The following is an 18,145-nucleotide window of genomic DNA, read 5'->3' on the forward strand; positions in this document are numbered from 1 at the left end:
GGCCGCCCCCCTGTCGATGTGCCCGTCCGCCCCACTACGCGGAGAGCTAGGCGGAGAGCGAGTCCATGAGGGACTCGTCCATCTCGAAGTTGGCGTGCACGTGCTGCACGTCGTCGTTGTCCTCGAGCAGCTCCATCAGCTTGAGCATCTTCCTGGCGTTGTCGCCCTCGATGCGGATGGTGTTCTGCGGGACGTACGTCCACTTCTGCTCGCCCAGCTTCAGGCCGGACTGCTCCAGGCTGGAGGCCACGGCGTGCAGGTCCACCGGCGCGGTGCGCACCTCGAAGCCGTCGGGGCCGTGGTTGAGCACGTCCTCGGCGCCAGCTTCGATGGCCTTCTCCATGACCTCGTCCTCGGAGGGGCCGGGCTTCACGGTGATGAGGCCCTTCTTGTGGAACATCCAGCTCACCGAGCCTTCGGCCCCCAGGTTGCCGTCCTCCTTGGAGAACATGGAGCGCATGTCGCTGGCGGTTCGGTTGCGGTTGTCGGTGAGGCACTCCACGAGCACGGCCACGCCGCCGGGGCCATAGCCCTCGTAGACGATCTCCTCGTAGCTCTCGCCCTCCAGCTCGCCGGTGCCCTTCTTGATGGCACGCTGGATGTTGTCGTTGGGCATGTTGGCCTCGCGGGCCGCGAGGATGGCCACGCGCAACCGGGCATTACTCTCCGGGCTGCCCCCGCCCAGCCGCGCCGAGACCGTGAGCTCCTTGATGAGCTTCGTGTAGAGCTTGCCCTTGCTCACGCCCATCACGGCCTTGTACCGCTTGAGCTTCGACCACCGATTGTGACCGGACATGGCGGGATTTCTAACCTCCGGCGTGGGGCCGGTCCAGGCCCGCCTCAGGCCGCCCGGGAGGGGCCCGTGGTCCCGAACGCCTCGGAGAAGGGCTCCTCCTCTTCCTCGAGGGCCTCGGAGGACAGCACCGGCTCGAAGAAGGACGGAATGGACTGGGGCACCGGCTCGCGCTCGGCGATGAGGTTGGCCGGCACCAGCACGCCCTGGGCGTACAGGCACGTCACCACCTCCAGGGTGGTGACTTCCGGCAGGCCGCACTCGAGCAGGGCGGTGTGCACGGTGCGCTGCCCATCGAAGAGGCGGATGACCTGGCCCACGTCATCGGGCAGGGACTTGAGCAGGTCCGCCAGCCGCTTGAAGTCCACGACGAGCCGGGCGGACAGGGGAATGCCCAGGGAGCACAGGGCGGCGAAACGCTCGGCGGCCGGCAGGAGCAGCGAGGCGTAGATCTTCAGGTTGATGAGCAGCTTCCCCTCGGCGAGCACCTCCGCGAAGGAGACGGCGTAGGCACCCGAGCCGAAGAGGAGCATGCGGCGGATGGCGGTGAGGCCCCGCTCGCCCTCGTAGGAGGCGTCCACCACGTGGCCCTGGTGGAAGGAGAGCCAGCCCTCGTTGTCGCGCAGCTCGACGCGGCCCGAGCGCGAGCCACACAGGAGCGCGTGGACGACCTGGGCCAGGGGCATGCGGACGGTATGGGCCTCGTAGGCGGGAGCGAAGGCGCTGCGGCCGGCCTTCAGGCGGGCGAGCGACACCACCACCTGCGGGGACACCGGCCACGGGAGGCAGTCATCGGCGCGCACGGCCTCGGCGCGCGAGCGGTGGTGGGGCTCCTCGTGATGCGAGAGGAGGTACACCGGGAGGTGCTCGGTGCGGGCGTCGGCGCGCAGCCGCTCGCAGAAGGTGAAGCCGTCCATGCCGTCCCCGTGGGCCTCGGCGGGGGCGATGACGAGGTGCGGCAACGGCCGGCCCTCGCCCAGCTCCCCGAGGACGTCCTCGATGGCCGGGGCGGCGAGCACCTCGAAACCGGCGCTGACCAGGCCCAGCGCGAGGGCGGAGCGCGCGTCCTGGTCGGACTCGACGAGCAGGACCCGGGGGCGGAAACGCTTGGAGCGCTGCCGGGGGCTGACGTCGGCGGAGACGGACGAGGGGGCGGGCTCGAGGATGGTGGCGCGGTGCGAGCTGTCGGCCATGAGGGACTCCTGGAGCGGCGATCCTGGGAGGAACCGGACATCCACTGCAGGTAAAAAACTATAGGATTCCGAGAAAGAAGACTACCACGAAACGAGAGTAGACCCAGGCATATCCGAGAGAAGGGTAGCACTGAAAGCCAAGGGCTTGAAATTGTTGGGTAAGCGGCAGCAGGAGGGAAGAGGAAAGGCTCGACGGGCTGGGGGGCGAGGCGCCAGAGTGGGCGGCCTATGACGCGACTGATGCTGGTGTGTGTGCTCACGCCGCTGATGGCGGCGGCGCAGGAGACGACGGCCGCGGCCCCCGAGGAAGCGACGGCGGAGGCGGTGAGGCTGGAGGCGAAGCGGGAGAACTTCGGGGCGGTGGTGGCGCCCGCGGCGTTGCCCGACGGAGCGACGGCGATCTCCGGGTGGGTGGGGGTGCCGGAGGTGGGTGCGGCCTACCGCCAGGGGACAGGAGGCTGGGAGGTAGGAGGGCGGGCGCGGTTCGACTATCTGCGGCTGGCGGTGACGGTGGAGGGCGTGGCGAGACGCCAGGTGTGGACGAGCGGAGCGTGGGCGGTGGCGCCGGAGCTGGGGCTCGGGGTGACGGGGAACACGGGGAGCCGGTACTTCGACGAGCAGAACCTGGAGGGCTGGTTCCTGCGGTTGACCCCGGCGGTGATCGCGAGCTGGAAGGTGGCGGAGACGGTGACGGCGGTGGGGCTGGTGGAGGTGCCGTACGAGCTGGGGCTGAGCCCGGGCGGGACGTGGCGGGTGAAGCCGATGGCGGGAGGAGGAGCGGAGATCTACCTGGGAGAGGATCTCTCGCTGTCGGCGGTGGGCGAGCTGGGAGTGGACGTGTTCAAGGAGCTGCGAGGCGTGACGCAGACGAGGCTGGGCTACGGAGTGCGCCTGGGCCTGGGAGTGCGCCTCTTCTAATGCCCCTCTCCCCTCGGGAGAGGGACGGGGTGAGGGTGCCACGCCCCCCAGGTTGGCTCCGTGGTTCACGGAGCCCCCGTGCTCACCACTCCGGAATGGGAGTCACCCGGGGAGTGCCGAGAATCTCCAGCGTGCGCTGCGCGACGCGAATCAGGGTCTGCGCACAAGGCTCACACCCTCCGGCGCAGCACCGGGGCCAATGCCCCTCGGGGTTGCGCAGCAGGGGCCGGACACAGGCCTCGTAATAGGAGGGGAAGGACAGCTCCTGGCTGGCGCGGTGGAGCGCGTCATTCATCTGCTCTTCGGTGAAGTCGGCCACGGCCCTATTTAAACATGCCGGAAGCACGATGCTCACGAGTTGAACCGCCCACGGAGGAGCGGTCCTTCTCGCGCCGTTCGTGGAAGCTCAGCGCCCGTGGACGGTGAAGCGGAGGGCCAGGGAACGGCAACTGGCACCGGACTCGGGAGGAGGAGCCCAGGCCCCGAGCGAGTGATAGAGCCGCCCCTCGCGCCGCTCCAGGTAGAGGATCATGTTGAGCGGCCAGCCCGAGCCACAGAACAGGTGCCTGTCCATGGGGGTGGGCTCCTGGCTGACGCGGAGGCCGCGCTCATGGGGCGGACCGATGCGGTGCCAATCCGGATGCAGGTGGATGGAGCCGAGCACCTCCAGCCCCTCGGCCTCGGCCTCCTGGGTGATGCGCAGGAGCTCCTTGGGCTCGCACCAGAAACCGCGGCGGCCATTGGAGTAACAGGCGCCGAAGAGGGGGATGATGGTGGAGTCGAACTCCTGGAGCACCTCGCCGTCGGACTCGCGGATGTTGCGCGCGAAGCGGACGCGCTCCACGGACATGGCGTCCTCGGTGAAGCGCCCGAGCAGGATGGCCCAGCAGCGAGGCGGGAGCTCGGGGGTGCACGACTCGTACTCACGCACCGAGTCGCCGAAGAAGTCGGCGAGCACCGACAGGTCCAGCAACACGGTGTCGGGCATCACGGCTCCACCTCGGAGGAAGGGGTGCGCAGCCGGCCCGCGGCACGCTCCTCGCGGAGCTGGGAGCTGAGATGGCGGGCCACGCGCTCCTCGAAGGCGGCGGTGGCATCGGGTGTCCACGGATAGAAGCCCTGCCCCGACTTCAGCCCGAGCTTCTCCCCGCTCGACCTTCTGCGCGATGACCGGAGGCACGGGGCGGCCGGAGCCGCGCATGATGGCCGCCATCTGGTCCAGCCCCACGAGATCCAACCGGTCGAAGACGCCGGTGACCCCGAGGCGCCGCCCGATGCCCTGGGTAATGATCCGGTCCACCATGTCCGGGGTGGCCACGCCCTCCTGGACGAGGCGGAGGGCCTCGGCGATCAACGCCTGCTGAAGGCGGGGACCCACGGAGCCGGGCACATCCCGTTGGAACACCACCGGAGCCTTGCCCACCTCCTCGAGCAGGAGCCGGGTGGCCTCGACGACGTCCGGGGACGTCTTCTCGCCGGGGATGACATCCACGAGGGGGACGAGGTGCGCGGGCAGGTAGTAGTGCGCGGAGAGGACACGCTCGGGCCGGGAGCAATCCCTGGCGATCGCGGTCACGCTGAGGGCGGTGGTGTTGGAGGCGAGGATGGTGTCCGGCGACGCGAGCCCATCCAGTTCCCGGAAGACCCGCTGCTTGACGGCGAGATCCTCGGGGACGGACTCGATGACGAAGTCCTGGTCCGCAGCAGCCTCGGCGAGGACGGTGGTGCGCCGGATGCGCCCGAGCGCGGCGGAGGCCTGCGCCGGGGAGAGGAGCCCCGTCTCCACCATCAGCGCCGCATCACGCTCGATGCGCACCTGAGCCTGGGCACTGCTCTCCGGGCGGGTGTTGTAGAGCGTCACCTGCCGGCCCGCGGTGGCGAACTCAAGCGCGATGCCGCACCCCATGGCACCACCCCCTACCATTCCGATTCTCTTGATTCGCCTGGATTCCATGGACGAGAGAATCCCCGCTCCCGGGGGTGGAGGCAATCCCCTCTTCAGAGACCAGGTGTGCCGTCACCTCACTCCCTCTATGGTCTCGCCTTCGCCGGGTATCGAGAGGATGCCTGGAACACCACGCCAGGAATCCTGCATGTCCACCAGAACGCTCGCGCGGAAGCTCACGGCAGCGAGCCTCGGTCTTCTCCTTGTTTCCTGTAGCGTCACCCAGCCCATCGTTGCGGCCCAAGGCCCCACTGGACTGCACGACCTGGCCAGGTACGTGCTCATCATCCAGGAACTGCCGGACGGGCGGGTCACGCACGATTGGAAACCGCTCAAGTACTTCGACTTGACGAAGTTCCAATACGCCCGAGCGCGATGAACTTGAACAGGGGAATCGTGCGCGTCTCCTCTGCGGGCTTGAAGGGGTACTGCGAAGGCCGGCGGGTTCAGTGCCAGCAGGACTGCCTCGCGAGTAGCAGGCCGGTCCAGGTTGGCCATGTGAAATACGACGATGTCAAAACACAGCCGTGGCGCCAAGCCAGGACATGGTGGTGTCCGAGGTATTGCATGGAACAAGCTGTTCAGTGCACGAAGGGACGAGGCAGTTGGGCCAACGAATATGCTGCGGAGTTCCATGCGATAGAGCCCGCGGTTGACTGGCTCAAGACTCACCGTGAGGAAATTCTCGCAGGCTCCGTCATCGTCATCGCAGGAGTCGCCTTCGTTGCGGCGGTCGCTGCCTCGGGCGGAGGTGCGCTCATCCTGATGCCGCTCGTTTTTGTCGCGGAGATTCCCTCCGGGTTCCCCGCCCCCACCATCGCGGAGGCTACCCGGTGAGCATCTTTGATTCTCTCAATAGCGCAGCACGATTCACCTCCTCTCAGTGGCGCGCAGCGGGGTTCGACGGCAGAAAAGAAGAACAGCGGCTCTGGGCGCAGACGAACGTGTACAGAGATTTCATAGACGCGACAGGCCAAGTCTACCTGTTTGAAGACTACCTCAAGGGGATCGCGCCCACAGTCCGCCCCCACGTGAGCACCGCTCTTGAGTCGCGCAAGGATGCGGCGACCTCGCAACGGGTCATGGAACTTCTCTTGAAGGCTTTCGACGAGCCAGCTGCGCCTGATCAGCAGCAGTCGGCGAGCACCCTCATCCGCTTGATCAATTTCATCGCCGACACCGGACAACTCGATGCTTGCGAAGACTACGTCAACAATCGCCTCGATTATGCTCCGCTCGCCATCGCTCATTTCACGACGCGCGACGAGGCGGAGGCATGGCTGAAGGGCCCCACAGAGCCACCCAGTCCGTCGTTCATACTCATTGGCGATGAGTATTATCAGGCCGTGTACGACCGTGAAGACAACACTCGTTTCATGTACCGGGAGTACATGATCGAGCCATACATCGAAGGACTCGCCGCAAGTGGAATCCCTCCCTCGACGCCATCTTTTGGAACCCGTGCGGAAGCAAAGGCGTGGCTGACGGACCACCCAGCCGCTCCCTTTGCCTTCGTGTCAATCGCCGGGGAGCCATACCTCGCGGTGCATCACAAGAGGCTGAAACGCCACACGCTCCACCATGTGGCCTCTGCCCTGGCGGAGTGGGAAGAGAGGAAGAGGGCCGTCGAGCAACAAGATGGGGCGGAAACCGAAGGAGAGGACGAGTAACTGCCACCGCCCGGGCTCAAGACCGGACCCCTTCCGGCTTGTACACTGCGCGGGGAAACGCCTACGGTTGCCTCGTATCGCTCCCCGGATTGGAGGAACACGCATGCCCGCGGCGCTCGAAGAACTCGCCAGACCTGTCATCATCGGCCGCTCGAGCTCACACTTCACGCGCGTCGCGCGGATCTTCGCCGCGGAGATGCACGTCGACTACTCCTTCCGGGTGGTGCGCGATCTCATGTCCTCCAATCCGGAGGATTACGGCGGCAACCCCGCGCTCAAAATACCGTCCTTGCAGACGCCTCGAGGTGTCTGGTTCGGTTCTCTCAATGTCTGTCGCGAGCTATGGCGGCGGTCGAGCCCCAGACCCCATGTAGTATGGCCGGAGGATCACGACGAACCGTTGCTCGCCAATGCGCAAGAACTCGTTCTTCAGGCCATGTCGACGGAAGTGGCGCTGATCATGGGCAAGCTGGGTGGCACCGGCGACAGCGCTCATCACACAAAAATGCGGCAGAGCCTGGTCAACATGATGTCGTGGCTGGAGGAAAACGCGAGGTCCGTGCTCGCCGCACTCCCGCAGCACCGGGACCTGAGCTACCTGGAGGTCTCGCTCTTCTGCCTCGTGGCCCATTTGGAGTTCCGGGACGTTCTGCCGACTGCCTCCTACTCCGAGCTGAACAAGTTCTGTCAGCAGTTCGCGACGCGGGCCTCCATCGGCGAGACCACGTATCGCTTCGACGCGCAATAAGGCGGATGCATGGTTGGAGGGCCCCCAGCCTCTCCCTCTTTGGATCCTGAGCTGGAAAGCATCTGACACTTTCAGCGGGACACCGAGGCGCCCCTGCCTACCCGACAGTCCTCTGCGAGGCAGGAGACACGTCGCTTCTTCTTGTCAGGGAAGGGCAATAGGTAGCACGCGGGAGGGTTCTGCAGGATTCAGGTCGGCTAGCCCGGATCGATCACGTGTAGAGGGAGCACCGCGTAGCGGCCGACTGATAAGTGGAGAGTTCTCAAGGCTTTCCATCTACCGGTAGGAGCTACGCGGTGAAAACAGAGTGTACCCCGAAGCAGCTGGAGTTCGATGCCGTTGGCCGCCGAAAACTGGTGGCCGCGTTCGACGCGGAGCACATCTCCTCCGATGGGGGCTTGGTGCTGCTGCATCGGCTCGACCAGCGCTTCGGGCTGATGCGCAAGTTCGCGGCCTGTTTTCGTGACCTTCGCGACCCGGACCTCATCCACCACTCGGTGGAGGAGCTGGTGCGCCAGCGCGTCTTCGGCATCGCCTGCGGCTACGAGGACCTGGTGGACCACGCGGCGCTGCGTCATGACCCGCTGCTGGCAGCGGTGGTGGGCAAGGCGGACCCGGCGCGGCAGCTGGCCAGCCCCAGCACGCTCAACCGGCTGGAGTTGACGCCGGCGGATGCGACGGCGCAGGCGCGCTACCGCAAAGTGGTTTACGACGCGCAAGCCATTGAGCACTTCTTCGTCGACGCCTTCCTCGACGCGCACCGCCGTCCGCTGCGTGAGGTGGTGCTGGACCTGGACGCCACCGACGACCCCATCCACGGCACGCAGGAAGGCCGCTTCTTCCACGGCTACTACGGCAATTACTGCTACCTGCCGCTCTACATCTTCGCCGGAGACTTCCTGCTGTGCGCGAAGCTGCGGACCTCCGGCATCGACGCGTCGGAGGGCGCACTGGAGGAGGTGGAGCGCATTGTGGCCCGCATTCGCGCGCGCTGGCCCGCCACACGCATCGTGCTGCGTGCGGACTCTGGCTTCGCGAGAGATGGCCTCATGACGTGGTGCGAAGACAACGGCGTCGACTTCGTCTTCGGCCTGGCCCGCAACAAGCGGCTGGAGGAGATGATTGCGGCGGACTCGCAGCTGGTGCGCAAGGTGTCGCTGGAGGAACGCGATGGAGCACCGACACGTGCCTACCGCGAGCTGCGCTACCGGACTCAGGACTCCTGGACTCGGGAGCGCCGCGTGGTGGCCAAGGCGGAGTGGCTGGGCGACAAGCACAACCCGCGCTTCGTCGTGACGTCCTTGTCCGACAAGGAGCACCCCGCGCGCTCGCTCTACGAGGAGCTCTACTGCGCGCGCGGCGACATGGAGAACCGGATAAAAGAGCAGCAGCTGGACCTCTTCGCCGACCGCACCAGCGCCCACACCCTACGCGCCAACCAACTGCGCCTGTGGTTTGCCTCCGTGGCCTACGTGCTGCTCAACCTGCTGCGGCACTTCGGCCTGAAGGGCACGGAACTCGAGCGCGCGCAGGCGGGCACCCTCCGGCTCAAGCTGCTGAAGGTCGCTGCCATTGTCCGCGTGAGCGTCCGCCGCGTCGTCCTGTCCCTGAGCGCTGCCGCCCCGGTGCGAGACCTCTTCGCGCGCATCGCCGAGCAACTGCTCTCCGTCCCCGCGCCCTCCTGACGTCCGCAGCTCTTTGACAACCTCGCGCGGGTCCGACTCCGGCTGGAGAGGGCGGAGCTTTGCCCGTTACCGGAGCCAGAACCGACGCGAGGCCAGGCTCGCGGCCACCAGCAGGCTACGCCGCGACACCAGCCCTATGTCCGTGCCCGGTGTGACAAATCCGGGCTAGGCCGAGCGAAAGACGACCGACATGCCCTCAGCTCACATGAGCGCTACGCCTATTTCTCCTTGGCACCCTCCTCACCCCTTTTCATGACGGTCTCATGGAAGTGGAGCGGTGGATCGCCGCGCTGGTGCGCGAGCGATTCCGCGCGATCATGACCGTTGTTGAGCAGGTACTGAACGGCGTCGAAGGTGGACGCGGAGATGGCTGCCCAGTCGGCCAGATTCACCATGTCGAAGGGCGGTGGCTGATCAGTTCGCGCGCGGGGTTTCTTCTTCTTGACGTCCTTAACGTCTTCCGGATACCGGAAGAGCGTGCCTCGGGGATCCATCTCGTGCAGTTCCTCGATGGTGGTAGTCACCACGTCGAGATGGCTCAAGGCCTCGTCGCGTTCGCCGCTGTAGTCATGGTCAACGATGTCAGTTACATACTCCTTCACGGACTGCCAAGCCTGCTCCAAACCGTGACCAGGAAGGTAGAGAAGGGCCGGGTCCTTCATCTCATACGCAGCGTAAATACTCATCTGCTTGATGAATAATTCCAGACCATGTCGTAAGTTGAACGCCGCCGGGTAGATGGCATAGTCGACCATACCAATCCCTTCATCAGCGCGGCGGAACAGTGCCGATGCGGAATCCAGAAAGGCGAGGGCGTAGATACCCAACGGTTCGAAGTGCTGATTATTACGAATGTCCGCAATGGCCATTCAACTGCCTCCTCGATCTTTAGCCGACTCGAATGAATCGCATTGGCGTAACACTGGACGCTCCGCTGTTCACCAACGACACATGAATTGGTGAACGGCTACAAACATACAATTCCGAGTGCCCAGTCCCTGCCTACCTCTATCAAGCTTCAACTAAGATTTCGCGCACTTGCGGTGACACTTCGTTGACGGAAACCTTCACGTCCAGGAAGTGCGCGAACGTCTCGATCTGCGTCTGCGCATGCCCATCGAGCGGCAGGGTCCGGAACGAGCCCCCTCGGGCCAGCGCCAGCAGCAGCATGAGCTGATCACACAGGTGGTGCCCCACGGGCACACCGGCCTCCAGGTAGACCCGCGCCTCCTCCGCCACGGCCTCGGCGATGTCCTCCGCTCGCACGCCCCGCTCACCGAATCCGGTGAACACCTCCGTGACGTGCTCGCTCTCCACCTCCAGGCACACCACGTTCCCCGGCCCCGCCGAGCGCTTCAACTCCTCCACCCGCCGCTCCTCCTGGAGCCACCCGAGCTTCCGCCCCACCGTCTCCATCTCCCGCTTCGCCACGTCGTACGGCACCTGCGCGATCATCGCCGTCGCCTGCCGCCGCACCACGTTCCCTCGCTCCATCAGGTGCAAGGGCTTCAGCGGCGCGGGCTGCACGAGCACATCGAACTTCCCTCCCCCCGCCGGGAAGAAACCGGGCCGGTCCAGTGTGGCCTCCACGCCCGGCCCCATCCGCCGCACCAGCGGCAGGTATGCCTTCGTCAGGAAGTCGAACGGCGGCGCCGCCGGATTGTGCGTCCCTCCCTCGAGCACCAGCGTCGACGGCCCGCTCGCCCCCAGCAGCGCCGGCAGCACCGTCTGCAGCACCAGCGTCGCGCTCCCCGCCGTCCCCACCGCGAAGTGGTAGTCCCCCGACTTCAGGCTCCTCGGACGGAACGTCAGTTCCTTCGAGTGCAGCTCCGCCCCCTCCAGCTCCGCGTCCCCCACCGACGCCGCCGCCTTCACCGCCGTCAGGTGCTGGCGCAGCAGCCCCGGCTTCGACCGTCCCGCGCGGATATTCACCATCTGGAAGGGCTTCCCCGTCACCAGCGACAGCGCCAGCGACGTGCGCAGCACCTGCCCTCCGCCCTCTCCCTTCGAACCATCGATGCGAATCATCACTGAACCCTCAATTCCACTGAGCCAACCCAAGGTCCCCGGCACCCTCACCCCGACCCTCTCCCGAGGGGAGAGGGGAGGACGCGCGGCGGGAGGATACTGCGCACTGCCCGCACGTAGCGATGCCCGCTCCCTCATCCTGGCGACCGAAGTCTCGGAGAGAGCGGGCATCTCATTGTCTCTATCCCCTCATGTGTCCCTCCTTCGCCGGGAACCCCTCTCGTCCACTCCCCTCAGCCCTTCACGCACACCACCTGACGCAGCGTGTGGACCACATCCACCAGGTCCGCCTGCGCCGTCATCACCGCGTCGATCGGCTTGTACGCACCGGGCGTCTCGTCGATGACCTCCGCGTCCTTGCGGCACTCGATGCCCGCCGTCGCCTTCGCGTGGTCCTCCAGCGTGAAGCGCCGCTTCGCCGCCTCTCGCGACATCACCCGGCCCGCACCGTGGCTGCACGAGTGGAACGCCTCCGCGTTCCCCTTCCCTCGCACGATGTACGAGCGCGCCCCCATGCTGCCGGGGATGATCCCGAGGTCCCCCTCGCGCGCACGCACCGCCCCCTTCCGCGTCACCAATACGTTCTTCCCGTAGTGCGACTCGCGCGCCACGTAGTTGTGGTGGCAGTTCACCGCCGCCTCGGTGAGCTCGAACTCCGGCAGCTCACCGCTCGCCTTCAGCGCCTCCACCACCGAGCGCAACATCAGCTCCCGGTTCGTCGCCGCGTACTCCTGCGCCCAGCTCACCGCGTGCAGGTAGTCCTTGAAGTACTCCGTCCCCTCGGGCAGGTACGCCAGGTCCGCCTCGGGAAGGTGGATGAAGAAGCGGCGCATGTCCTCCTTCGCCAGCTCGATGAAGTGGCTTCCAATCCGGTTCCCCACCCCGCGCGAGCCGCTGTGCAGCATCAGCCACACCTGGCCCGCCTCATCCAGGCACACCTCGATGAAGTGGTTCCCCGTGCCCAGCGTGCCGAGGTGACCCAGGTCCGGGCCTCGGCCCAGGCGCGGGTGCTTCGCCAGGATGGCGTCATAGCCGGGCTTCAGGCGGGCCCAGGCCTCGAGGTGCGGGGTGGGCGAGTCCTTCCACGCGCCCCGGTCATTGCGGCCACCGTTATCGGTCCGGCCGTGCGGCACCGCCTTCTCGATGGCCGAGCGCACCTTCCCGAGCGAGTCCGGGAGCTGCTCCGCGCGCAGCGTCGTGCGCACGGCGATCATCCCGCAGCCGATGTCCACGCCCACCGCGGCCGGAATCACCGCGCCCGCCGTCGCCACCACGCTCCCCACCGTCGCGCCGAAGCCGCGGTGCACGTCCGGCATCACGGCGATCCACTTGTGGATGAACGGCAGGGACGCCATCGCGCGCAGCTGCTTCTTCGCCTCGTCCTCGAACGGCACGCCCACCGTCCACGCCTTGATGGGCACCCCACCCGCCTCGTTCGTCACCACCTCGTAGCCGCGCTGCGTCTGCATGACCGTCTCCTTCAGTCCGTTCGCCCGGGCCGTGCCGGGCACGCGAGGACCTAGAGCAGGGCGCGTGCCAGCCCCTTTCCGAGGGAGGGCACGACTCCCCCGCCCCATTTCCTATCCGTTGGGATAAAGTCCTATCCGTATGGCGAAGACGCGGACGCGTGAGACGGTGGTGTTCGGGATGCTGGGCACGACGCTCGACATGGCGCGGGGGCCCAAGCGGTGGGAGAAGTGGCGCCCCACCGTGGGGCTGTGTCAGCAGGAGGACCTGCTCGTGCACCGGTTCGAACTGCTCGCGCTGCCGGGAAATGCCGAACTCCTCCAGACGGTGGTGGAGGACATCGCCCAGGTGTCACCGGAGACGCAGGTGCGCCCCACCGAGCTGAACATCCGCAACCCGTGGGACCTGGAGGAGACGTACGGCGCGCTGCTCGACTACGCGAAGGCCTACCCCTTCCACCCCGAGCACGAGGACTACCTCGTCCACATCACCACCGGGACGCACATCGTTCAAATCTCCATGTTCCTCCTGGTGGAGAGCCGGCACATCCCCGGGCGGCTGGTGCAGACGTCGCCGCCCCAGGGAGTCCGGGACCAGGGGAGGCCGGGCGTCCATGCCATCATCGACCTGGACCTCTCCAAGTACGACACGCTGGCGAGGCGCTTCGAGCAGGAGCAGCGCGCGGGCCTGTCCTTCCTCAAGGCGGGCATCGACACGCACAACGCGGCCTTCAACCGGCTCATCGAGCGCATCGAGCAGGTGGCCACGAGCTCGCGCGCCCCGCTGTTGCTCACCGGGCCCACGGGAGCGGGCAAGTCGCAGCTCGCCAAACGCATCTACCAACTGAAGAAGACGCGGCGGCACGTGAATGGCCCGTTCGTGGACATCAACTGCGCCACGCTGCGCGGGGATGGGGCCATGTCCGCGCTCTTCGGCCACGTGAAGGGCTCCTTCACCGGGGCGGTGGGAGACCGGCCGGGGCTGCTGCGCCAGGCCCACGGCGGCGTGCTGTTCCTGGATGAGATTGGCGAGCTGGGCGCGGACGAGCAGGCCATGCTGCTGCGGGCGCTCGAGGACAAACGCTTCCTGCCGGTGGGCTCGGACAAGGAGGCGGAGAGTGACTTCCAACTCATCGCGGGCACCAACAGGGATCTGCAGGCCGAGGTGGAGCGCGGGCGCTTCCGGGAGGACTTGCTGGCGCGCATCAACCTGTGGACCTTCCGGCTGCCGCCCCTGTGCGAACGGCCCGAGGACATCCCGCCCAACCTCCTCTACGAGCTGGACCAGGCCTCGCAGGTGCTGGAGACGCGGGTGACGATGAACAAGGAGGCCCAGGAGCACTTCCTGCGCTTCGCCACCTCACCCGCGGCGCGCTGGAGCGGGAACTTCAGGGATCTCAACGCGGCGGTGCTGCGGATGGCGACGCTCGCGCCCGGTGGACGCATCACCCGCGAGGGCGTGGACGAAGAGCTGGAACGGCTGCGCGCCGCCTGGGCCAGGAGCGGGCCGAGGCCGCAGGCGGCGGTGGACCTCGTGCTGGAAGTGCTCGGAGAGGAGCGCGCCGAGGCGCTGGACCGGTTCGATCGAGCGCAGCTCGGGGAGGTGCTCGCCGTGTGTCGGCAGGCGCGCTCCCTGTCCGACGCGGGGCGAGCCCTCTTCGCGCAGTCGCGGGCACAGAAGAAAAGCGTCAACGACGCGGACCGGCTGCGGAAGTATCTCACCCGCTTCGGGCTGAGCTGGGCCGACGTCTCGGGACGCGGGGCCGCCGAGGTGGCCTGAGCGAAGTCACACCGGAGTCACGAGTGAGCAGGCGGACAAGCGCCTACGGGCCACTCGACGCCGGGGAGCAGTCGTGAGAAACGCCCGCGCGTGACGAGCGAGACGGTGCTGCATCCTGGAACGGCATCCGAACAACCCGCGCTGGGGCTGTTGCGGCTGACGTGGCCCATCTTCTTTGAGTTCCTACTATTCATGATGATGGGCACGGCGGACACGCTGATGCTCAGCGGCGTCTCCGACGATGCCGTCTCCGCGGTCGGCGTCGTCAATCAGTACATCTTCCTCTGCATCCTCATCATGGAGGTCATCAGCAACGGCGCCTCCATCGTCGTGGCCCAGTACATCGGCGCCCGAAGGGCGCAGGAGGCCGCCCGGATCTCCGCCCTCTCCATCACGCTCAACTTCCTGCTCGGGCTCGTGGTCAGCGCGGGCCTGCTGCTGTTCGGCAACGCCATCCTGACCCACATGAACCTGCAGGGCCCGGTGCTGGCCCATGCGCGGACGTACATGGGCATCGCGGGCGGATTCCTCTTCATCCAGGCGCTCATCAACGTCTTCTCCAGCCTGATCCGTACCTACGGCTTCACCAAGCAGTCCATGTACGTCTCGCTGGGCATGAACGTGGTCCACGTGCTCGGCAACTACCTGCTCATCTTCGGCAAGGCCGGCTTCCCGGAGCTGGGCGTGGCCGGGGCCGCCATCTCCACCGTGCTGAGCCGCTCCGTCGCGCTCGCCGTCTTCATCTGGATGCTCTACCGGGTGATGGACGTCCGGATGAAGCCTCGGGACTACGTGGCCTTCCCGGGCGACTACATCCGGAAGATCCTCAAGGTGGGCGTCCCTTCCGCCGTCGAGCAGATGACCTACCACGCCTGCCAGACGGTGTTCCTGTACTACGTCACCTTCCTCGGCTCCACGGCCCTGGCCTCCAGGCAGTACGCCCATGCGATCTCCCAGTACGTCTTCCTGTTCAGCCTCGCCATCGGCATCGGGACGTCCATCCTCATCGGGCGGCTGGTGGGGGCCAACCGCCGGGATGACGCGTACCGTCAGGCCCTGCGGAGCCTGAAGTGGAGCGTGGCGATCACCGTCCTGGTGGATGTGGCCGCGATCCTGCTCCGCGAGCCCCTGGTCCGGCTGTTCACGGTGAATGGCGATATCATCCGGCTGACCTCCCAGGTCATCGTCCTGAGCCTCATCCTCGAGACCGGGCGGTCCTTCAACCTCGTCCTGGTCAATGCCCTGCGGGCCGCCGGAGACGCCACCTTCACCGTCTACATCGGCTTTCTCTCGATGGCCTGCCTGAGCCTGTCCCTGGGCTACCTGTTCGTCTTCAAGATGAACCTGGGCCTGGCCGGCGTCTGGCTCGCCGTCTCGGCGGACGAATGGACGCGCGGCATCATCTTCTGGTTCCGGTGGAGGAGCCGGGCCTGGGAGAGGCAGTCGCTCGTCGGACCGGCGGTCGAGCAGCCCGCCGCGGTGGCAGCCGCCGGTTGAAGCCCCCCGCCCTTTTGTGGGGGAACTTCGAACGACCTGCCTAGAATGGTCCTCCGATGCGAACGCGCAGGCCCCTCGTCGTCATCGATGCGCTCGCATCGCTGGCCACCGCCTTCAAGGACATCTTCCCCGGCAGCACCACGTCCTCGCTGTCGTCGGACGAGCTCGCCGCGCACGTGGAAGAGCTCGGCCCGCGCGCCGCGCTCAAGCCCAAGGTGCTCCCCCTCGACGAGCGCCGTCTCGCCGCCCTCCTCTACTTCGACCAGCCCACGCCCCAGGCCGGCCTCCTCATCGACCTGCGCCGCCCCGTCCGCGTCAGCGACAGCCACTTCGCCCGCTCCTTCTGCCGCGTCTTCAATGACGACCTGACCCACGTCTCCTCGGCGCGCTCCCTCGACGAGCATTGGGCCGCGCTCGAGCAGACCCGGTTGCGCCGCGCCGTTGCCCGCTACCTCAACTACCGGCCCCACAAGATGTCCAACTGGGTCCGCGCCATGGAGGACTCCATGGCCCTCACCTACGAGGGCCGCAACGTCCGCCACTGTCTCATCATCGCCCGCAAGGCCAGCCGGCTCGTCCAGAAGCTCCAGAACAAGTTCATCCCCCTCCCCGGTGGCCTCTCCATCGAGAACGCCCTGCTGCGCGAGAAGTGGATCCGCACCGTCGTCGACGGCCGCCGCGTCGCCCTGCTCGGCAGCATGCAGTCCGGCAGCATCATCGGCTTCATCTCGCTCACCGAGGTGGACCGCAATGAGGCCGCCCTCCGCTACGCGCCCCACGAGACGCTCGTCCCCGTCCAGGCCGTGCTCGCCCATGCCACCCACGACGTCGCGCTGGTGACCTCGCCCCAGAACGATCTCTTCATCCTCAGCGGCAAGGGCTCCGTCTTCCAGAAGTCCCACGGCCACTGGCGCGTCCTCGACTACGAGGCCCTCCACGAGCGCATCTCCTCCCGCTTCCGCGAGGACGTCGTCGTCGGTGTGCTCCGCGCCGCCATGGACCTGGCCTACGAGCGCACCGGCGCCCTCTTCTGTCTGCTCGACTCGCGCAACGAGCTCACCGACCTCATCCCCGATCACGGCCACCCCCTGGCCGCCAACAGCCACCTGCGCCGCAGCCTCCGTGGCCAGAACATCTCCGTCTGGGCCCAGCGCCAGGTCATCGCCGCCGCCGCCGCCACCGATGGCGCCGTCGTGCTCGACAGCGACGGCAGCGTGCTCGACATCGCCTGCATGGTCTCCAGCCCCAAGGAGATCGCCCGTCTCGGCGTGCGCGAGCCCAGCATGCCCGGGGCCCGCATGCTCGCCGCCTGGCGCGCCAGCTTCCGCGGCGTGGCCATCCATGTCTCCGAGGACGGCCCCATCACCGTCTACGAGCGCGGCGCGGAGATCGGCCGCATCGGCTGAGCCACTCCGCCCGCTCGCCGGGCGGGCCTCCGGGCAGGGGCGTCCATTCCGCCCGCGCGCCCACTGGGGGCCTCGGTTACTGTCCGCGCCCGCCGGGGCCCGGGTGCCCCCACCTGTCTGGAGCTGTCGTGAGGTACTTCGTCATGGTCGCCGTGGGCACCACCCTCTGGGGGTGCTGGCCTCTCGTCCTGCGGCCCACGGGGCTCACCGGTCCTCAGAGCGCCCTGCTCATGATGGCCATCATGGCCCTGCCCACCCCCTTCGTCTTCCGCCGCGAGGCCTTCCGCGACCGCCGCGCCACCCTCGCGCTCGGCGTGCTCTCGCTCTGTGACGCCGCCAACGCCGCCCTCTACTTCGCCGCCGTCCAGCGCGGGCCCGTCACCGTCGCCGTCCTCACCCACTACCTCGCCCCGCTCCTCATCGCCCTCGCCGCCCCCTGGGTCCTCCGCGAGCGCCGCTCCCCCCGCGCCCTCCTCGGTGCGCCGCTCACCCTCGTCGGCCTCGCCCTCATCCTCGGCACGCCCCAGGACGGCGCGGACCCCTGGACCGCGCTGCTCGGCGGCGCCAGCGCCTTCTTCTTCATGGCCAACGTCCTCGCCTCCAAGGAGGCCGCCCGCTCCTTCTCGCCTCTGGCCATCAACTCCCTTCACGCCATTCCCTCCGGCCTCCTCCTCCTGCTCGTCTTCGGACGCGGCGCCCTGCCCCCCGCGCTCGACGTGAGCCTCCTCTACGTGGCCGGCGGCACCGTCCTGTGCGGCATCCTCGCCAACAGCCTGTTCTATTCCGGACTCCGCCACGTCCCCACCGCCACCGCCGGCGCGCTCACCTATCTGGAGCCGCTGACCGCCGCGCTGCTGGGCGTGCTCGTCTTCGGCGAGGCCCTCGGGCCGCTGGGCCTCCTGGGTGGATTGGTCGTGCTCGTCTCCGGCGCGTGGGTCGCCAGCGAGTCCCGTGCTCCCGCTCAGCCCGCTCCGGCTCCCACGGGTACGGGGTGACCCATGGGAACCGGGGAGGAG

Annotated in this window: 17 protein-coding genes; 10 read left to right on the forward strand and 7 right to left on the reverse strand. The window is 67.3% G+C overall.

Going from position 1 to position 18,145, the window contains the following annotated elements:
• Positions 1-46: 46 nt before the first annotated feature.
• The gene (locus ACN28I_RS13650) at positions 47-796 is read right to left on the reverse strand and encodes a YebC/PmpR family DNA-binding transcriptional regulator (protein ID WP_420942475.1); all 750 of its coding nucleotides are present in this window, start codon (positions 794-796) and stop codon (positions 47-49) included.
• Positions 797-840: 44 nt separating this feature from the next.
• Positions 841-1,986 (reverse strand): response regulator, encoded by a 1,146-nt coding sequence (locus tag ACN28I_RS13655; RefSeq protein WP_420942476.1) that lies wholly within the window; start codon positions 1,984-1,986, stop codon positions 841-843.
• A 228-nt stretch (positions 1,987-2,214) separates the two neighbouring features.
• Between ACN28I_RS13655 and ACN28I_RS13660 the strand changes: the two genes are divergently transcribed.
• Positions 2,215-2,904, forward strand: a complete 690-nt coding sequence (locus ACN28I_RS13660) for a hypothetical protein (RefSeq protein WP_420942477.1) — start codon at positions 2,215-2,217, stop codon at positions 2,902-2,904.
• 82 nt (positions 2,905-2,986) lie between these two features.
• On the opposite strand, the gene ACN28I_RS13665 is transcribed toward ACN28I_RS13660, so the two are convergent.
• Positions 2,987-3,199, reverse strand: coding sequence for a hypothetical protein (locus ACN28I_RS13665; RefSeq protein WP_420948634.1), 213 nt, complete (start codon positions 3,197-3,199; stop codon positions 2,987-2,989).
• A gap of 111 nt (positions 3,200-3,310) precedes the next feature.
• Entirely contained in the window at positions 3,311-4,828 is a 1,518-nt protein-coding gene (locus tag ACN28I_RS13670; RefSeq protein ID WP_420942478.1) for a 3-hydroxyacyl-CoA dehydrogenase NAD-binding domain-containing protein, read from the reverse strand.
• 169 nt (positions 4,829-4,997) lie between these two features.
• Between ACN28I_RS13670 and ACN28I_RS13675 the strand changes: the two genes are divergently transcribed.
• The 5 genes from ACN28I_RS13675 to ACN28I_RS13695 all read left to right on the forward strand — a co-directional run bounded on the left by ACN28I_RS13675 (position 4,998) and on the right by ACN28I_RS13695 (position 8,952).
• Positions 4,998-5,228, forward strand: coding sequence for a hypothetical protein (locus tag ACN28I_RS13675; RefSeq protein ID WP_420942479.1), 231 nt, complete (start codon positions 4,998-5,000; stop codon positions 5,226-5,228).
• Between the two features lie 188 nt (positions 5,229-5,416).
• The gene (locus ACN28I_RS13680) at positions 5,417-5,686 is read left to right on the forward strand and encodes a hypothetical protein (protein WP_420942480.1); all 270 of its coding nucleotides are present in this window, start codon (positions 5,417-5,419) and stop codon (positions 5,684-5,686) included.
• The gene (locus tag ACN28I_RS13685; RefSeq protein WP_420942481.1) at positions 5,683-6,519 is read left to right on the forward strand and encodes a hypothetical protein; all 837 of its coding nucleotides are present in this window, start codon (positions 5,683-5,685) and stop codon (positions 6,517-6,519) included. Before ACN28I_RS13680 ends, ACN28I_RS13685 begins: the two co-directional genes overlap by 4 nt.
• A 103-nt stretch (positions 6,520-6,622) precedes the next feature.
• On the forward strand, positions 6,623-7,267 hold the full coding sequence (locus ACN28I_RS13690) for a glutathione S-transferase domain-containing protein (RefSeq protein ID WP_420942482.1): 645 nt from the start codon (positions 6,623-6,625) through the stop codon (positions 7,265-7,267).
• Between the two features lie 296 nt (positions 7,268-7,563).
• Positions 7,564-8,952, forward strand: coding sequence for an IS1380 family transposase (locus tag ACN28I_RS13695; protein ID WP_420940962.1), 1,389 nt, complete (start codon positions 7,564-7,566; stop codon positions 8,950-8,952).
• 218 nt (positions 8,953-9,170) lie between these two features.
• Here the strand turns inward: ACN28I_RS13695 and ACN28I_RS13700 are convergent, their stop codons facing one another.
• The 3 genes from ACN28I_RS13700 to ACN28I_RS13710 all read right to left on the reverse strand — a co-directional run bounded on the left by ACN28I_RS13700 (position 9,171) and on the right by ACN28I_RS13710 (position 12,449).
• Positions 9,171-9,821, reverse strand: a complete 651-nt coding sequence (locus tag ACN28I_RS13700; protein WP_420942483.1) for a hypothetical protein — start codon at positions 9,819-9,821, stop codon at positions 9,171-9,173.
• A gap of 142 nt (positions 9,822-9,963) precedes the next feature.
• Positions 9,964-10,980, reverse strand: a complete 1,017-nt coding sequence (gene rtcA / locus ACN28I_RS13705; protein WP_420942484.1) for an RNA 3'-terminal phosphate cyclase — start codon at positions 10,978-10,980, stop codon at positions 9,964-9,966.
• Between the two features lie 233 nt (positions 10,981-11,213).
• Complete coding sequence (locus ACN28I_RS13710) at positions 11,214-12,449, reverse strand: RtcB family protein (RefSeq protein WP_420942485.1); 1,236 nt, start codon at positions 12,447-12,449, stop codon at positions 11,214-11,216.
• A 139-nt stretch (positions 12,450-12,588) separates the two neighbouring features.
• Between ACN28I_RS13710 and rtcR the strand changes: the two genes are divergently transcribed.
• The 4 genes from rtcR to ACN28I_RS13730 all read left to right on the forward strand — a co-directional run bounded on the left by rtcR (position 12,589) and on the right by ACN28I_RS13730 (position 18,124).
• Entirely contained in the window at positions 12,589-14,226 is a 1,638-nt protein-coding gene (rtcR, locus tag ACN28I_RS13715) for an RNA repair transcriptional activator RtcR (RefSeq protein ID WP_420942486.1), read from the forward strand.
• A 90-nt stretch (positions 14,227-14,316) separates the two neighbouring features.
• A complete protein-coding gene (locus ACN28I_RS13720) occupies positions 14,317-15,723 on the forward strand; it encodes an MATE family efflux transporter (RefSeq protein WP_420942487.1) in 1,407 nt (468 codons plus the stop codon).
• A 56-nt stretch (positions 15,724-15,779) separates the two neighbouring features.
• Positions 15,780-17,129, forward strand: a complete 1,350-nt coding sequence (locus tag ACN28I_RS13725; protein WP_420942488.1) for a hypothetical protein — start codon at positions 15,780-15,782, stop codon at positions 17,127-17,129.
• Between the two features lie 128 nt (positions 17,130-17,257).
• Positions 17,258-18,124 (forward strand): DMT family transporter, encoded by an 867-nt coding sequence (locus ACN28I_RS13730; RefSeq protein WP_420942489.1) that lies wholly within the window; start codon positions 17,258-17,260, stop codon positions 18,122-18,124.
• Positions 18,125-18,145 lie beyond the last annotated feature (21 nt).

This window comes from Archangium gephyra (genome assembly GCF_049060025.1).
GTDB lineage: Bacteria > Myxococcota > Myxococcia > Myxococcales > Myxococcaceae > Archangium > Archangium gephyra_A.

Excerpts from the sequence above, each read along its gene's own strand:
- ACN28I_RS13670 (WP_420942478.1), bottom strand. The coding sequence starts at position 4,828 with ATGGTAGGGGGTGGTGCCATGGGGTGCGGCATCGCGCTTGAGTTCGCC.
- ACN28I_RS13675 (WP_420942479.1), top strand. The coding sequence starts at position 4,998 with ATGTCCACCAGAACGCTCGCGCGGAAGCTCACGGCAGCGAGCCTCGGT.
- ACN28I_RS13655 (WP_420942476.1), bottom strand. The coding sequence starts at position 1,986 with ATGGCCGACAGCTCGCACCGCGCCACCATCCTCGAGCCCGCCCCCTCG.
- ACN28I_RS13710 (WP_420942485.1), bottom strand. The coding sequence starts at position 12,449 with ATGCAGACGCAGCGCGGCTACGAGGTGGTGACGAACGAGGCGGGTGGG.
- ACN28I_RS13680 (WP_420942480.1), top strand. The coding sequence starts at position 5,417 with ATGGAACAAGCTGTTCAGTGCACGAAGGGACGAGGCAGTTGGGCCAAC.
- ACN28I_RS13660 (WP_420942477.1), top strand. The coding sequence starts at position 2,215 with ATGACGCGACTGATGCTGGTGTGTGTGCTCACGCCGCTGATGGCGGCG.
- ACN28I_RS13690 (WP_420942482.1), top strand. The coding sequence starts at position 6,623 with ATGCCCGCGGCGCTCGAAGAACTCGCCAGACCTGTCATCATCGGCCGC.
- rtcR (WP_420942486.1), top strand. The coding sequence starts at position 12,589 with ATGGCGAAGACGCGGACGCGTGAGACGGTGGTGTTCGGGATGCTGGGC.
- ACN28I_RS13725 (WP_420942488.1), top strand. The coding sequence starts at position 15,780 with ATGCGAACGCGCAGGCCCCTCGTCGTCATCGATGCGCTCGCATCGCTG.
- ACN28I_RS13665 (WP_420948634.1), bottom strand. The coding sequence starts at position 3,199 with ATGAATGACGCGCTCCACCGCGCCAGCCAGGAGCTGTCCTTCCCCTCC.
- ACN28I_RS13650 (WP_420942475.1), bottom strand. The coding sequence starts at position 796 with ATGTCCGGTCACAATCGGTGGTCGAAGCTCAAGCGGTACAAGGCCGTG.
- ACN28I_RS13700 (WP_420942483.1), bottom strand. The coding sequence starts at position 9,821 with ATGGCCATTGCGGACATTCGTAATAATCAGCACTTCGAACCGTTGGGT.
- rtcA (WP_420942484.1), bottom strand. The coding sequence starts at position 10,980 with ATGATTCGCATCGATGGTTCGAAGGGAGAGGGCGGAGGGCAGGTGCTG.